Source organism: Micromonospora sp. CA-269861 (assembly GCF_050948505.1).
Taxonomy (GTDB): Bacteria; Actinomycetota; Actinomycetes; order Mycobacteriales; family Micromonosporaceae; genus Micromonospora.
The window spans coordinates 5,826,609-5,839,842 of the sequence record NZ_CP192014.1; the positions used below are offsets into that span (position 1 = coordinate 5,826,609).

The window sequence follows — 13,234 nt, forward strand, 5'->3', positions numbered from 1 at the left end:
CTCCTCCCACTTGCCGGGCCGGGGTCCACCCACCGCGCTCGCGTCGCGCGGACGGCCGGCGTTGTACGTCCCCGCACGGGTCCCCGCCGCTCCCCCGGTCAACCTCGCCCAGATGGGGTGAGCGGCCGACCAGGGTCGACGGACGCCACAGCGCCGGCCCTCCCCGGAGGGGAGAGCCGGCGCGCGCCGCGGCGGACGGTCAGTTGTTCGGATCGTCGGCGCTGATGTCGGCCAGCACCGACTGCGGTTCGCGCTCGACCGCGAGGTCACCCATCGAGATCAGACCGACCAGACGCCCGTCGTCGATCACCGGGAGTCGGCGTACGGCGTACGTCCGCATCAGGTCCGCGGCGGCCACGGCATCGTCGTACTGACTCACCGTGATCACGTCGCGAGTGGTGATCTGGTTCAACCGGGTCGAACCCGGGTCCATGTTCTCCGCGACACCTCGGACCGTGATGTCCCGGTCCGTGACGATGCCGACCACACTGTCGCCATCGGTCACCACCACATCGCCAATCGCGCTGTCACGCATCTCCTGCGCTGCGGCGATGAGCGTGTCGTTGCCGTCCATCGTCACCAACCGGGTCGTCATGAACTCTCCGACCGTTGTCATGGTGCTCCCCTCTCGGTGTCGGCACGGCTCGTCTACCCGCCGCTCGGGAGGGGGTAACGCCGACGGCCCCGGCCTATCCGCGCGGGTGCCGCAGGCGGCGCAGCTCGTACAGACCGCTGCTGGTCAGGCTGTAGAACGCCGGCAGCAGCAGGAAGATCACCAGCGCGAACAGCGGGCTGGCCACGAATCCGACGAGGATCGCCAACGCGTACCCCAGGAGGCCGATCGCGGCCCGCGCCCGTTCGGCCGGGAAGAACCGACGCGGCACCGTCCGGTCCAGCAGATCGTGATGCCGGGTGAGGTAGTGGTACAGCCCCAGCCAGCTCACCGAGACCAGCACACCGACCAGGCCGTAGACGACCACGCCGGTCCGCTGGTCCGCCTGGTCGCCGTCGCGCATGGCCTGCGAGACGACAGAGGTGGCGAACGGCAGCAGCGCGGTGCTGAACAGCACTCCGAGGTTGTACCACTGGAGGGCCTTTCCGCTGTTCTCCACCCGGTTGAAGGCGGCCCGGTGGTTCAGCCAGTTCACCGCCACATACAGGTACGACGTGACATAGGCGAGGTACGCCGGCCACTGCTCGACCAGCGCGTGCAGCAGCTGACCCCGGCCGACCCGAGGAGGCTGGAGGTTGAGCACCAGCAGCGTGATGATGATGGCGAAGACCCCGTCGCTGAACGACAGCAACCGGGAGGTTTCCCGCCGCAGGGGCGGACCGCCCGGAAGGGTCTCGTCGCTGCTCGTGCCGGCACCCATCGCCCACCCCCTCCCCGACGTTCCGCGACGGCGAAGCAGGGCGGTATACCCGTCGACGGGCGGCACACCCTCCGACGGGCGGCACGCGTCGGCTCGGCTGCCTACCCTGGGCGGATGATGACGGGCGAGGACGAGCTGCGGGACCTGGTCGCCGGCAGCGACTGGCTGACCCGCGCGCTGTCCGTGGTGCGTGATTCCGGGCTGCCGGACGCCTGGATCGGCGCGGGGGCCCTGCGCGACCTCGTCTGGGGCGAGCGGTACGGCGACGGGTTCGACCCGGCAGGGGTCCGCGACGTGGACGTCGTCTTCTTCGACCCGGCGAGGCTGACCGGCGTCGACGACGACCGGGCCACCACCCGGCTGACCGACATGTGGCCGCAGCCGCCGTGGGAGGCACGCAACCAGGCCGCGGTGCACACCTGGTACGCGGCCAGGTTCGGCGGCGACCCGATCGAGCCGTACCGCAGCGTGGCCGAGGCCGTCGCCACCTGGCCGGAGTACGCGACAGCGGTGGCCGTCCGCCTGGACTCGGCCGACCGGCTCAAGGTCTGCGCCCCGTACGGCCTGGCGGATCTGCTGGGCGGGGTGTGGCGGCACAATCCGGCCCGGGTGGACGTGGCCCGATCCCGGCAGCGGTTGGCCCGGCACCAACCGGCGCGGCGTTGGCCCGGCGTGACAGTGATCGAGCCGGGCTGACCGCTGCGGGCGGGTCAGCCTCGGGGCGGCATGCCGTAGAGCCGCTCGACGTGCAGGCGCAGCACGATCCGTCCCTCGTCGACCATGGCCTGGCGGTACTCGTCCCAGTCGGGGTGTTCACCACTCAGCCCCCGGTAGAGCGCCACCAGCTCCTCGACAGTGTCGTCGCCCAGCTCGGCGGACGGTGGTGTCAGTTCGGCGCGACCCTCGACCACCGCGTACGCCCAGCCGTCCTCGCTGCTGACGTGGAAGCTGGCACGCGGATCGCGGCGCAGGTTGGCGGTCTTGGCGCGGCCGTCGGTGACCGAGACCCGGATCAGGCCCTCGTCCCGGTCGAAGGAGTAGAGCACCGTGGACAGCTGCGGACGCCCGTCCCGCTTGATGGTGGCGAGCACGCCCATCGAGTGGTCGGCCACCAGATCGGTCAGCGCCTGCTGGGTGCGGTCATCCGGCATGGTGTCCTCCAGGTTGGACGATCGTCTCCGACCCATCCAAGCACGACCTGCCGGCCGTCGCGGGCGACCACCGCAACGGCGGGGCATCCACCCGAAACGGCACCGGGCCCCCGCCGACGGACGGCGGGGGCCCGGTGTGGGCTCGGTGTTGCGGCGACCGTGCCGGTCAGCGGCGCTCGGCGGCGACCAGCTCGGCGAGCTGCACCGCGTTCAGCGCGGCGCCCTTGCGCAGATTGTCGTTGGAGCAGAACAGGGCCAGCCCGTACTCCACTGTCTCGTCGGCGCGGATCCGGCCCACGTAGGTCGGGTCCTGGCCGGCGGCCTGCAACGGCGTCGGGACATCGGTCAGCGCCACCCCGGGCGCGTCGGCCAGCAGTTCGTGGGCGCGCTGCGGGGTGAGCGGCCGGGCGAACCGGGCGTTGATCTGGAGCGAGTGCCCGGTGAAGACCGGCACCCGGACGCAGGTGCCGGAGACCTTCAGGTCGGGGATCTCCAGGATCTTGCGGCTCTCGTTGCGGAGCTTCTGCTCCTCGTCGGTCTCGAACGAGCCGTCGTCGACAATCGAACCGGCCAGCGGGAGGACGTTGAAGGCGATCGGCTGGGCGAACGAGCGCGGCGCGGGGAACTCCACTGCCGACCCGTCGAAGGCCAGCCCGGCGGCGTGCTCGGCCACCTTGCGGACCTGCTCGTCCAGCTCGGCCACACCGGCCAGCCCGGCGCCGGAGACCGCCTGGTAGGTGGAGACGACCAGGCCGACCAGGCCAGCCTCGGCGTGCAGCGGACGCAGCACCGGCATCGCGGCCATCGTGGTGCAGTTGGGGTTGGCGATGATGCCCCTGGGCCGGGCCAGGGCGGCGTGCGGGTTGACCTCGGCGACCACCAGCGGCACCTGCGGGTCCATCCGGAACGCCGACGAGTTGTCGATCACCACGGCGCCGGTCTCGGCGACCCGGGGCGCCAACTCCAGGGCGGTGCCCTTACCTGCCGAGAAGAGCACGATGTCCAGCTCGGAATAGTCAGCCGTCGCGGCGTCCTCGACGGTCACCTCGCCGTCACGCCACGGCAGCGTACGCCCGGCGGACCGCGCCGACGCGAACAACCGCACCTGCTCCGCCGGGAACTCCCGCTCCGCCAGCACCTGCCGCATCACGCCACCGACCTGGCCGGTGGCCCCCACAATGCCGATCCTCATGTCCGCGAGGCTACCGACCCCACCACCGAAACCGGGAGCCCTTTCCCACCCCCCGGGTCCCACCTCACACCCACCCCCCGGCCCCCTCCCCCACCCCGCTCCCGTCGATCATGAAGTTATTGCCGCGACACGCCGTGTCGAGTGACAACAACTCCATGATCAACGGCGCGGCGGGCCGGGGGCGCGGGGCCGGGTGGGGTGAGGTGGGTGGGTGGGTGGGTTAGGGGAGCAGGTTTCCCAGGGCGGTGGATTGGAGGTCGTCGCGGATCACTGCGGCGTCGCCCTCGATGACCAGGGTGAGGGCTTCCGGGTGCAGGTGGGTGGCCGCCGCCGCGGAGACCTGGTCCACGTCGGCGGAGAGCAGCGACTCGCGCAGACGCGCGTGGTAGTCGTCCGGCAGGTCGTGCACCACAAGGGTGGTCAGCGCGGAGGCGATCGCCCGGGGGCTCTGCAACTCGACCGAGAGCTGCCCGGCCCGCCAGGAGCGGGCCACCTCCAGCTCGTCCTCGGTCACCCCGGTGGCCTGGGTACGGGTGATCTCGCCCACCGCCTCGACCAGGGCCGGCGCGGTGACCGCCGTCTGCACGCCGGAGCTGACCGCGAACCGACCGAACCGCCGCGACGCGGCGAAGTCACCACGGATGCCGTAGGTGTAGCCGTGCACCTCGCGCAGGAGGTGGTTGAGTCGGGACGTGAACGCCCCGCCGAGCACCGTGCCGGCGAGCGTCATCGGCACGTAGTCGGGGTGCGCCCGGTGCGCTGACGGGTGGCCCAGCCGCAGCGTGGACTGCACCGAGCCGGGCCGGTCCACCAGGATGATCCGCCGACCGCTGTGCAGCGGCACCTCGATGGGGCCGCCCCGCTCGGCGGGGCCACCACCGGTGCCGGCGAACGCCGCGGCGGCCAGGGCGTCCAGGTCGATCCGGTCCAGGTCACCGGCGACGATCAGGGTGCCGGGGCGCAGGAACCACTCGGAGTGGAAGACCGTGACGTCCTCCACGTCCAGCCCGGCGACCGACTCCGGGTCGCCGTGCATCGGCCGCCCCCAGCGGTTCTGCGCGCCGAACAGGTCGGCGCGCAGCGCGGCGTCGGCGCGCGGGCCGGGGTTGGCCCAGTCCATCCGGAGCGCTGTGGCCTCGTCGTCGCGGACCCGGCGTACGTCGGCGGGGTCGAGCCTGGGTGTCCGGACCGCTTCGGCGAGCAGCTCCACGGCCGCGCTCAGCCGGTCCACCGGGATCACCACGCTGGCCTGGAACGAGTCCCAGTCCAGACCTGTCGACAACGCGGTGCCGAGCCCCTCGACGGCGAGCGCGTACGCGGCGGCGTCCCGCAGTGCGGTCCCCTCCTCCAACGCCTTGGCCAGCACGCCGGACAGGCCCTCCTTGCCGACCGGCTCCTGGCCCGCGCCCACGTCGAGCAGCAGCAGGGCCACCGCGAGGTTCTGCCCCGGCAGGTGCGCGGCGACGACCTGACCACCGGCCGCGGTGCGGCGGACCACCGGCGGGAACCGGTACGGGCGGGCGGCACCCGGGCCGGGACGGTCGGCGATCAGCGTCATGAGGTCTCCTCGGGCAGGTAGGTCAGGGTCACCCGGTCGGTGGCGAGCACGTCGGCGGCGGCCTCGGCGATCTGCTCGGCGGTGACCGCGAGCAGGGCCGGCAACTGGTCGGCGATGCGGGCCGGGTCACCGAACTGCGTGGTGTACCGGCCGAGCAGGTCCGCGCGGCCGTCGACGGTGGACAGCTGACGCCACCACCCGGTGCTCAGCAACGCCTTGGCCCGATCCAGCTCGGCGGCGGTGACCGGCACGGTGGCCAACTCGTCGACGACCTCGGCCAGCCCTTCGGCCAGCCGCTCGGCGCTCACTCCGGGGCGGGCGGTGGCGGTGGCGATCAGCGGGGCCGGGGCGTGTGCGAGGTCCACCCCGTACGCCCCGACCAGGTCCGGCTGGGCGATCCTCTCGCCGTCGGCGAGGCGCTGGTAGAGCCGGCTGCCCCGGCCGCTGCCGAGGATGGTGGCGAGCACGGTGATCACGTTGTACCCCGGGCTGCCGAACGGGTAGCTGCGGTGGGCGATGTACACCCGCGGCGCCGGCACGTCGGCGCTCACCGACTCGACGGCTGTCTGCCCGGTGGCGGGGACGCTGCGGCCGTCCGGTGCCGGCGGGATGTCGTCGCGGGCGGGCAGCGCGCCGAAGTACTTGTCGGCCAGCGCGAACACGTCCGAGGCGGTGGCGTCGCCGACCACTGTGAGCACGGCGTTGTTCGGCGCGTAGTAGGTCTGGTGGAACGCCTGGAAGGTGGCGAGGCCGGCGGCGTTCAGGTCGGCCATCGAGCCGATCGTCGCGTGGTGGTAGGGGTGCCCCGGCGGGTAGAGCAGCGGCAGCAACCGCAGCCAGGCGTCGCCGTACGGCACGTTCTCGTAGCGCTGCCGGCGCTCGTTCTTCACCACGTCCCGCTGGTTGTCCAGCGTTTCCTGGGTGAGGGCGGGGACCAGGCCGCCCATCCGGTCGGCCTCCAACCAGAGCGCCAGCTCCAGGTGCTCGGCCGGGACCGTCTCGAAGTAGTTGGTCCGGTCCGGGTTGGTGGTGGCGTTGAGCGAGCCGCCGGAGCCCTGGATCAGCTTCATGTGCTCGGTCTTCGCCACGTTCACCGAGCCCTCGAACATCAGGTGCTCGAAGAGGTGAGCGAAACCGGTCTGCCCGGCCGGCTCGTGCCGGGAGCCGACGTCGTACCAGAGGTTGACGGCCACGGCGGGCGCGGTGCGATCCTCACTCACCACCACGCGCAGGCCGTTGTCCAGTCGGGACGTCTGAATGGGCCAGGGGTAACCACTGTCGGGCATCCCCCGACGCTATCCGATCTCGGGGGCGGAAAGGTGACGTGCGGTCGGTCGGCGAGCCGACCCGGGCGCCAGCTCAGCGCCGAGGAGGGCGCGCCGCTCGCGTTCGACCGGGCGCGGCGCGACCTGCCACCCCAGCTGCGGGTGGCAGGTCCGCTGGCCCGGCTGCGCGGCCACAGCTACCGGGGGTCGCGCCGGGCCCGCGGGGCGACCGCTCAGTCCGGCGGTTCGACCGCGGCCACTGTCTGATCCGAGGTACGACGTTCCAGCACCGTGTCCGGTGCGGCGTTCTGGTCCGCCGCGCGGATGTCCGACTCGGCGAGGATGGCCTCCGCCTGCGCCTCCGGGTCGTCGCTGCCCACCGCCTTCTCCTCGGGCAGGAGATGGTGCGCGCGGGATTCCACCCGCGCCTGGTCGCTCTGCTCGTCTGTCATGGCACCCCTGTTACCCCGACCGCACCTCCGGCACGCGATGTTCGCCCCGCATCTTGGGACGACAGGCCGGGTGACCGCGTTCGGTCGGGTACGCTGGCCCGGTGACGCGTTCCTATCGATGGTTTAGGCAGCCGGCTCGCACGCCGGTGACTTCACCATGAACTGACGTCACCACGGACCGAGCCGGCTGGGCAGGAGCTGTCGTTCCTGCCCTTTTGCGTACGAGCAGCCGGCTCGTCCCGGGCACCGGCCCCGGGCACGGTCGGCGGAAGGATGCCCACCGTGACGACCCCGGAGACCGATCGGGTCAGCGATCAGCGGATCGACCGTGTCGTGCCGCTGACCACGCCCGCCCTGCTGCACCACGAGTTGCCCCTGGACGCCCCGCTCGCGTCGGCCGTGTTGACCGGCCGCCGCGCGGTCGGTCGCGTGCTGGACCGCGAAGACGACCGCCTGCTGGTGGTGGTCGGCCCCTGCTCGGTGCATGATCCGGCCGCCGCCCTCGACTACGCGCAGCGTCTGCGGACGGCAGCCGACCGGCTGGCCGACGACCTGCTGATCGTCATGCGGGTCTACTTCGAGAAGCCCCGCTCCACTGTCGGCTGGAAGGGCCTGATCAACGACCCGGGCCTGGATGGCAGCGGGGACGTCAACACCGGCCTGCGGCTGGCGCGGGCGCTGCTGCTCGACGTGGTCCGGCTCGGCCTGCCGGTGGGTTGCGAGTTCCTCGACCCGATCACCCCGCAGTACATCGCGGACACGGTGGCCTGGGGCGCGATCGGCGCCCGCACGGTGGAGAGCCAGGTGCACCGCCAGCTCGCCTCCGGCCTGTCCATGCCGATCGGCATGAAGAACCGCCCGGACGGCAGCATCGGCACGGCCGTGGACGCGATCCGCGCCGCCGGGGTGCCGCACGTCTTCCCCGGCATCGACTTCTCCGGCACCCCGGCGATCATGCACACCCGGGGCAACACCGACGGGCACCTGGTGCTGCGCGGCGGGGGCGGTCGGCCCAACTACGACGCCGAGTCGGTCGCCGGGGCTCTCGACCTGCTCCGCGCCGCCGACCTGCCGGAGCGCCTGGTGATCGACGCCAGCCACGCCAACAGCGGCAAGGATCACCGCAACCAGCCGCTGGTCGCCGCGGACGTGGCCGCCCAACTGGCCGCCGGCCAGCGTGGGATCACCGGCGTGATGCTGGAGTCGTTCCTGCTGCCCGGCCGACAGGAGCTCGACCCGACCCGGGAGTTGGAGTACGGCCGGTCGGTCACCGACGCCTGCCTCGGCTGGGACGACACCGCCGAGGTGCTCGACCACCTCGCGTCGGCCGTGCGGGCCCGCCGGGCCACACTGCCAACGACAGTGTGACCGCCGACACCTCGGCGTCCGGAACACGAGCGGGGGTCGGCTCGTTGACTGGGGTGTCGGTGTGTCCAGTGTCCCCGGGCCTCACCTAAATAGCCTTCGCGGAATACCGTCCGGCTGGAGCCGCGTAGTGCCACTCGCCGAGAGGCGACCTGCACACCGACACCAGCGCCGCCCCCGGCCCACAAGGCCGGGGGCGGCGCTGTCCGTACGTGGGTGGCCGGGCAGCGCGCGTTGCCCCGGTCCCGCTGCAACGGGGGGTGCGACAGGGCCCCCGTCAACAGTCTCTCCCGGTCATACGATTGATTCTGTGAGCGAGATGTCGAACGACCTTGGCGCGTTTCTGAGTGCTCGACGGGCATTGGTGACACCTCAGCAGGCCGGCGTCCCCGACGTGGGCGTGCGACGTGTGCCGGGCCTGCGCCGCGAGGAGGTCGCCATGCTCGCCGGCGTCAGCGCGGACTACTACCTGCGCCTGGAGCGCGGCCGCGACCGCAACCCGTCCGTGCAGGTGCTCGAGTCCATCGCACGCGTACTCCAGCTCGACGACGAGCACCTGGCCTACCTGCTGAAGCTGGTTGCGGACACTCCTCGAAAGCGCAGACGTCGACCGCGTAGGGAAACCGTTCCGGCTGGTGCGCTCAAACTCCTGGGCTCCCTCGTCCAGCCGGCCTTCATCGAGGGACGGTATTTCGACATCCTTGCCTCGAACAGCCTCGCCAGAGCGCTCTCCCCAAGCCTTGCCGAAGGCGGCAATCAGCTCAGGGATCTGTTCCTGAACCCCGCCGAGCAAGCACTGCATCCGGACTGGGAAAACATCACCGAGTGCTTCATCGCGAACCTGCGACAGGCCGTGGGCACCGACATAGACGACCCGCGCTTCATCGAACTCACCGGAGAGCTCTCGTTGGCGAGCGCCCGGTTTCGCCAGCTCTGGGCGCGCCACGAAGTACGCGGACAGCGTGGGACGCCGATTCGGCTCCATCATCCGCAGGTCGGGGAGCTCATCCTCAACCGTGAACGGTTGAGCATCGCCGGAGCGGAGGGCCTGATGCTCGTCGTCTATCACCCCGACGCCGGGTCGAGCAACGCCGAGAAGCTGGCCCTCCTCGCCTCCGCGGGCCTGCACGTCGCCCGCAGGGCAGCACCGGCGGTCTCGCCGGCCGGCACCTGAGGAGACGCGGTCAGCGGGGGTCCTCCCAGACCCCGGGCTCCACAGGGCTCTGGGTACGGCGACGTGCCGCGCATAGCGTTCAGCACGGCCCGTTCGGGTCATGTACCCCGAGAGGACGGACATGACTGTCACCCTGATCACCGGCGCCAACAAGGGCATCGGCTTCGAGACCGCCAAACAGCTTCTGGAGCTGGGGCATGTCGTCTACATCGGCGCGCGTGATGTCGAGCGGGGCGAGAAGGCCGCCGCGGCGCTCGGAGCGCGATTCGTCCAGCTCGACGTCACCGACGATGCATCCGTGCGCACCGCACTAGCCACGATCGACGCGGCCGAGGGCCGACTCGACGTCCTGGTGCACAACGCGGGCATTCTGGAGACCGGGCTCGACGGCCCCGCCGCTCTGCGGTCCTTCGACACCAACGCGGTGGGAATCGTGCGCGTCACCGAGGCGGCACTGCCCCTACTTCGCAAGTCGTCGAACCCCAACGTCGTCACCATCTCCAGCAGCGCCGGATCGTTCTGGGCGGTTAACAATCCTGAGCGCCCGGAGTTCGGCATGTCGCTCGCGTTGTACTCGGCGTCCAAGTCCGCGGCCACCATGCTCACGGTGCAGTACGCCAAGTCGCAGCCGGGCATCAAGTTCAACGCCCTCGAACCGGGCACCACCGCCACCGACATGACCGCCGCCTTCGGGATCGGTCGATCGGTCGAGGAGAGCGCCCGACAGGTCGTACGCCTGGCGACCCTGGAGCCGACCGGGCCGACGGGGACCTTCCAGGACGAAGCAGGGGAGCTGCCCTGGTGAGCACCGTACGTGGGCCGTCGGCGTGACGTTTGACCGATTCCGCCCCGGGTAGCTGATCGACGTGACCGACGACGCACGACTGACCGACGAGCCGGACAGCCGGGCACTCGACGACCTGCTCGACGGCATCTTCCGCGCGCAGGAGCGGGTTGAGCAGGCGGAGATCTACCGCCAGGCGGTGGCCGCCGAACTCCCGCCGGAGCTGCTCGCCCGCATCGACGCGCTCCCCGAGGGTGAGTACTCGGTGGACGAGGTCAGCGACCTGCTGGGCGGCTCGGTCGGCTGAGCGACCGCAGAAGGGACACCGACATGTCGAACCACGAGGATCATGACGAGAAGGTGCCGGCGTTGGGCCAGCCCCCGAAGGGCACTGACACCACGCCCGAGCCGGACTTCGCCAACGAGCACGACCGCACGGCCGTGGATCGGGACATCATCACCGGGGCGGACGAGGACGAACGGGAGCCGGAGTCGCCGCACGGCTGGTCCGGCATGCAGCGCTGAGGCGTACGACAAAAGGGGGGCCGGTGTCTGCCGGCCCCCCTTTCGTGTCCTGCTCGTCAGTCGTCGTCGTGCCCGCCCTCGGCGGCCTGCTGCGCCGTCGCGTACGCCATCTGGAGGAAGTCGGACGCGGCGACCGCCGTCAGCGCGGTGGCCACCAGGCGGGTGAGCCGGGGCGCGAGCACCAGGCCGCCGGTCAGCCCGGTGGCCACCCAGACCGCCAGGCAGAACGGACAGCTCAGCAGCTCACCGATGGCGTGCCGGGTCGGGCTGCCCGAGTCGCGGACCTGCTCCATCACCTCGCCGCTGCCGATCGGGCGGTCGTAGCGGGTGAACGGCGCCCGCAGCGGGCTGGTCACCGCGTCCTTGGACAGCAACCGGCTCAGCTTGTGCGTGGCGATGGAGAGCAGCACCACGTCGGACGGGGCGGGACGCTCCGGCACCGGCCGACCTGTCGCCTTGACCAGGCCGGCGAGAGCCCCGGTCACCCCGGCGTAGGCGCCCATCGCGACCAGGTAGCCGCCGAGCGGCCGGTGTTCGTGCGGCGCGTACGCCCGGCGCAGCCGGGTCGCCTTCTGTCGCAGGCCAGTGTCGCTCACCCGATCTCCTCACGTGTCGTGGTGGTGCGGGAGCGGCGTCCCGCATTGGCCGGCTCAGCCGGCCTGGAGGTTGTCGGCGACCTCGCGTGCCAGGTTGGTGAGCGCCTCGTCGGCCAGCTGGTCCGGGCCGGGCCCGCCCGACCCGTCGGCCAGGTCGAGCTGGATCCGGGCGCCGCCGGAATCCGCCGGCTCGACCCGAATCTCGGCGGACCAGTCGTCGGCGTGGCCGTCGCCCCAGCGGGCGCGCAGCTCCTCACCACTGATCTCCGCGGCGGGGCTGCCGTCGCCGCGCAGCGGCTCGGGCAGCCAGGCCGAGGCACGGTCGGGGTCGGTGGCCGTGCTGAAGACCACCTCGGGTGGCGCGGACATGCCGCGCACGGCGCGCGCCGGCATCACGCGTCCCGCAGGCGGCTGGGATCGACCTCGCGACCCGGGTGGCGGGCCAGGTACTCGGTCTCCAGCTCTGCCGTGCGTCGCAGGTGGTTGGCGAGTGCGGAGTCCGCCGCGTGCCGCAGGGTGTCCAGGCGGGTGCGGTGCAGGCTGTGCATCTCGCGGACCAGGTCCTCGTCGGTCAGCTCCGTCGGGTCGATGCCGGGCAGGTCGTCGTCGAGACCGGTTGCGCCGGCCGGGTCGGCGACCTGGTCGCCACCCCACTCGGGCACTCGCTGCTCCGGGCTCATCTCCGCGCTGCCGCTGGACGCAAAGCCGTCCTCACGTACCGATCCGGTCATGATCGCCCCCCTTGATCTCGTTTGGGCTGGCGTCTAGACGATTGCCCAGGCGTGGAGATGCCAAACCACGCCGCCGAGGCGACACCTACGACACGGTGTCGGAGACCGGCAGCGCCCCCGGTACCCTCGATGCCATGAGGCGGCTCTGGACCCCGGCGTGGATCGCGCGCCACGTGGCCATGGTCGTGCTGGTCGTGGGATTCCTCGGGCTGGGCTGGTGGCAGATCAGCCGGGCCACCGCCGGCAACAGCCTGAGCTGGGGGTACGCGGTCGAGTGGCCGATCTTCGCTGGCTTCGTGGTCTACGTGTGGTGGCGTGAGGTGAAGCTGGCCCGCCGCAGGGCGGTGGAGGCCGACGCGCCGCCCGCGGATCCGGCCGCCGAGCCGATGCCGGTGGTCACCGCCGGGTCCCGACCGGCGGTACGCCGACCGGTGCGGGTGTCCCGGGTGCCGGCCGCAGGCGATGTCGTCGAGGACACCGACCTGGCCGCCTACAACCACTACCTGTCATGGTTGAACGCCAATCCGGGCGCCCGGCCCGGTGACTATCCCGGCTGAGCCGGGCTCGGAAGGACGGACGAAGGTGGGCGCTGCCCTTACCCGGTACCGCGTGATCGCCTGGATCGTGGGCGTGGTGCTGATCCTGCTGGTCGTGATCGGGATGCCGCTGAAGTACGCGTTCGACAACCCGGTCGTCGTGGAGACCATCGGGCCGGCGCACGGCTTCCTCTACATGATCTACCTGGTGGCCGCGTTCGACCTGAGCCGCCGAGCCGACTGGCCGCTGAAGCGGATGCTGCTGGTGATGCTGGCCGGCACCGTGCCGTTCGTGTCGTTCTACGCCGAGCGCCGGGTCAGCGGGTGGCTGACCCGGCCGACGGAGCGCACCCCGGAGCCGGTCGCCAGCTGAGCCGGGCGGCTGGCGGCCTGCTCAGGCCCAACTGTCCTTGTCCCTGAGCACCACGAACAGCAGACCGGCCCCGATGACGGTCAACACCAGACCGACCGAATCAGCGTCCAGGACATCGCGATAGCCCGGCCGGGGCCGCCACGACACGATCTTCAGTCT

General features: G+C 71.6%; 19 protein-coding genes. 8 read left to right on the top strand and 11 right to left on the bottom strand.

Features of this window, described 5'->3' with window-relative positions; translation table 11 throughout:
• Positions 1-199: 199 nt before the first annotated feature.
• Together ACQP0U_RS26660 and ACQP0U_RS26665 are read right to left on the bottom strand one after the other, a co-directional pair.
• Positions 200-616, bottom strand: a complete 417-nt coding sequence (locus ACQP0U_RS26660) for a CBS domain-containing protein (RefSeq protein WP_433312203.1) — start codon at positions 614-616, stop codon at positions 200-202.
• Positions 617-689: 73 nt separating this feature from the next.
• On the bottom strand, positions 690-1,373 hold the full coding sequence (locus tag ACQP0U_RS26665) for a TMEM175 family protein (protein WP_433312205.1): 684 nt from the start codon (positions 1,371-1,373) through the stop codon (positions 690-692).
• A 114-nt stretch (positions 1,374-1,487) separates the two neighbouring features.
• On the opposite strand from ACQP0U_RS26665, the gene ACQP0U_RS26670 reads away from it, so the two are divergent.
• Positions 1,488-2,069: a nucleotidyltransferase family protein gene (locus ACQP0U_RS26670; RefSeq protein ID WP_433312207.1), complete on the top strand. Its 582-nt coding sequence runs from the start codon at positions 1,488-1,490 to the stop codon at positions 2,067-2,069.
• A 14-nt stretch (positions 2,070-2,083) separates the two neighbouring features.
• Here ACQP0U_RS26670 and ACQP0U_RS26675 read toward each other — a convergent pair whose 3' ends face one another.
• The 5 genes from ACQP0U_RS26675 to ACQP0U_RS26695 form a co-directional block, all read right to left on the bottom strand.
• Positions 2,084-2,524 carry a PPOX class F420-dependent oxidoreductase gene (locus ACQP0U_RS26675; RefSeq protein WP_433321173.1) on the bottom strand — a complete coding sequence of 147 codons (441 nt, stop codon included), beginning with the start codon at positions 2,522-2,524 and terminating at the stop codon, positions 2,084-2,086.
• A gap of 166 nt (positions 2,525-2,690) precedes the next feature.
• Positions 2,691-3,716: an aspartate-semialdehyde dehydrogenase gene (locus tag ACQP0U_RS26680; RefSeq protein WP_433312209.1), complete on the bottom strand. Its 1,026-nt coding sequence runs from the start codon at positions 3,714-3,716 to the stop codon at positions 2,691-2,693.
• Between the two features lie 220 nt (positions 3,717-3,936).
• On the bottom strand, positions 3,937-5,274 hold the full coding sequence (locus ACQP0U_RS26685) for a M16 family metallopeptidase (RefSeq protein WP_433312210.1): 1,338 nt from the start codon (positions 5,272-5,274) through the stop codon (positions 3,937-3,939).
• Entirely contained in the window at positions 5,271-6,560 is a 1,290-nt protein-coding gene (locus ACQP0U_RS26690) for a M16 family metallopeptidase (RefSeq protein WP_433312213.1), read from the bottom strand. Before ACQP0U_RS26690 ends, ACQP0U_RS26685 begins: the two co-directional genes overlap by 4 nt.
• 212 nt (positions 6,561-6,772) lie before the next feature.
• Entirely contained in the window at positions 6,773-6,991 is a 219-nt protein-coding gene (locus ACQP0U_RS26695) for a hypothetical protein (RefSeq protein ID WP_433312216.1), read from the bottom strand.
• 273 nt (positions 6,992-7,264) lie between these two features.
• On the opposite strand from ACQP0U_RS26695, the gene ACQP0U_RS26700 reads away from it, so the two are divergent.
• The 5 genes from ACQP0U_RS26700 (at position 7,265) to ACQP0U_RS26720 (ending at position 10,839) form a co-directional block, all read left to right on the top strand.
• A complete protein-coding gene (locus tag ACQP0U_RS26700) occupies positions 7,265-8,359 on the top strand; it encodes a 3-deoxy-7-phosphoheptulonate synthase (protein WP_433312219.1) in 1,095 nt (364 codons plus the stop codon).
• A gap of 316 nt (positions 8,360-8,675) precedes the next feature.
• A complete protein-coding gene (locus tag ACQP0U_RS26705; protein ID WP_433321176.1) occupies positions 8,676-9,530 on the top strand; it encodes a helix-turn-helix domain-containing protein in 855 nt (284 codons plus the stop codon).
• A 121-nt stretch (positions 9,531-9,651) separates the two neighbouring features.
• Positions 9,652-10,335 carry an SDR family NAD(P)-dependent oxidoreductase gene (locus tag ACQP0U_RS26710; protein ID WP_433312222.1) on the top strand — a complete coding sequence of 228 codons (684 nt, stop codon included), beginning with the start codon at positions 9,652-9,654 and terminating at the stop codon, positions 10,333-10,335.
• 52 nt (positions 10,336-10,387) lie between these two features.
• Positions 10,388-10,621 carry a hypothetical protein gene (locus ACQP0U_RS26715; protein WP_433321179.1) on the top strand — a complete coding sequence of 78 codons (234 nt, stop codon included), beginning with the start codon at positions 10,388-10,390 and terminating at the stop codon, positions 10,619-10,621.
• Between the two features lie 23 nt (positions 10,622-10,644).
• Positions 10,645-10,839 (top strand): hypothetical protein, encoded by a 195-nt coding sequence (locus tag ACQP0U_RS26720; protein ID WP_433312225.1) that lies wholly within the window; start codon positions 10,645-10,647, stop codon positions 10,837-10,839.
• 56 nt (positions 10,840-10,895) lie between these two features.
• On the opposite strand, the gene ACQP0U_RS26725 is transcribed toward ACQP0U_RS26720, so the two are convergent.
• Genes ACQP0U_RS26725 through ACQP0U_RS26735 form a run of 3 tightly spaced genes read right to left on the bottom strand, consistent with a single transcriptional unit; the run spans position 10,896 to position 12,169 of the window.
• Entirely contained in the window at positions 10,896-11,435 is a 540-nt protein-coding gene (locus ACQP0U_RS26725) for a DUF1360 domain-containing protein (RefSeq protein WP_184177957.1), read from the bottom strand.
• 54 nt (positions 11,436-11,489) lie between these two features.
• Positions 11,490-11,828 carry a hypothetical protein gene (locus ACQP0U_RS26730; RefSeq protein ID WP_433312228.1) on the bottom strand — a complete coding sequence of 113 codons (339 nt, stop codon included), beginning with the start codon at positions 11,826-11,828 and terminating at the stop codon, positions 11,490-11,492.
• A complete protein-coding gene (locus ACQP0U_RS26735) occupies positions 11,828-12,169 on the bottom strand; it encodes a DUF6158 family protein (RefSeq protein WP_433321182.1) in 342 nt (113 codons plus the stop codon). Before ACQP0U_RS26735 ends, ACQP0U_RS26730 begins: the two co-directional genes overlap by 1 nt.
• Before the next feature lie 131 nt (positions 12,170-12,300).
• On the opposite strand from ACQP0U_RS26735, the gene ACQP0U_RS26740 reads away from it, so the two are divergent.
• Entirely contained in the window at positions 12,301-12,723 is a 423-nt protein-coding gene (locus tag ACQP0U_RS26740) for a hypothetical protein (protein ID WP_433312230.1), read from the top strand.
• Between the two features lie 25 nt (positions 12,724-12,748).
• Positions 12,749-13,075 (top strand): DUF3817 domain-containing protein, encoded by a 327-nt coding sequence (locus ACQP0U_RS26745; protein WP_433312233.1) that lies wholly within the window; start codon positions 12,749-12,751, stop codon positions 13,073-13,075.
• A 21-nt stretch (positions 13,076-13,096) separates the two neighbouring features.
• Here the strand turns inward: ACQP0U_RS26745 and ACQP0U_RS26750 are convergent, their stop codons facing one another.
• Complete coding sequence (locus ACQP0U_RS26750) at positions 13,097-13,222, bottom strand: hypothetical protein (RefSeq protein ID WP_433312236.1); 126 nt, start codon at positions 13,220-13,222, stop codon at positions 13,097-13,099.
• Positions 13,223-13,234 lie beyond the last annotated feature (12 nt).

What these genes read in the sequence shown, in the direction of transcription:
- ACQP0U_RS26660 (WP_433312203.1), bottom strand. Translation starts at nt 616, where the DNA reads ATGACAACGGTCGGAGAGTTCATGACGACCCGGTTGGTGACGATGGAC.
- ACQP0U_RS26730 (WP_433312228.1), bottom strand. Translation starts at nt 11,828, where the DNA reads ATGCCGGCGCGCGCCGTGCGCGGCATGTCCGCGCCACCCGAGGTGGTC.
- ACQP0U_RS26670 (WP_433312207.1), top strand. Translation starts at nt 1,488, where the DNA reads ATGATGACGGGCGAGGACGAGCTGCGGGACCTGGTCGCCGGCAGCGAC.
- ACQP0U_RS26665 (WP_433312205.1), bottom strand. Translation starts at nt 1,373, where the DNA reads ATGGGTGCCGGCACGAGCAGCGACGAGACCCTTCCGGGCGGTCCGCCC.
- ACQP0U_RS26695 (WP_433312216.1), bottom strand. Translation starts at nt 6,991, where the DNA reads ATGACAGACGAGCAGAGCGACCAGGCGCGGGTGGAATCCCGCGCGCAC.
- ACQP0U_RS26720 (WP_433312225.1), top strand. Translation starts at nt 10,645, where the DNA reads ATGTCGAACCACGAGGATCATGACGAGAAGGTGCCGGCGTTGGGCCAG.
- ACQP0U_RS26685 (WP_433312210.1), bottom strand. Translation starts at nt 5,274, where the DNA reads ATGACGCTGATCGCCGACCGTCCCGGCCCGGGTGCCGCCCGCCCGTAC.
- ACQP0U_RS26690 (WP_433312213.1), bottom strand. Translation starts at nt 6,560, where the DNA reads ATGCCCGACAGTGGTTACCCCTGGCCCATTCAGACGTCCCGACTGGAC.
- ACQP0U_RS26675 (WP_433321173.1), bottom strand. Translation starts at nt 2,524, where the DNA reads ATGCCGGATGACCGCACCCAGCAGGCGCTGACCGATCTGGTGGCCGAC.
- ACQP0U_RS26710 (WP_433312222.1), top strand. Translation starts at nt 9,652, where the DNA reads ATGACTGTCACCCTGATCACCGGCGCCAACAAGGGCATCGGCTTCGAG.
- ACQP0U_RS26705 (WP_433321176.1), top strand. Translation starts at nt 8,676, where the DNA reads ATGTCGAACGACCTTGGCGCGTTTCTGAGTGCTCGACGGGCATTGGTG.
- ACQP0U_RS26700 (WP_433312219.1), top strand. Translation starts at nt 7,265, where the DNA reads ATGCCCACCGTGACGACCCCGGAGACCGATCGGGTCAGCGATCAGCGG.
- ACQP0U_RS26680 (WP_433312209.1), bottom strand. Translation starts at nt 3,716, where the DNA reads ATGAGGATCGGCATTGTGGGGGCCACCGGCCAGGTCGGTGGCGTGATG.
- ACQP0U_RS26740 (WP_433312230.1), top strand. Translation starts at nt 12,301, where the DNA reads ATGAGGCGGCTCTGGACCCCGGCGTGGATCGCGCGCCACGTGGCCATG.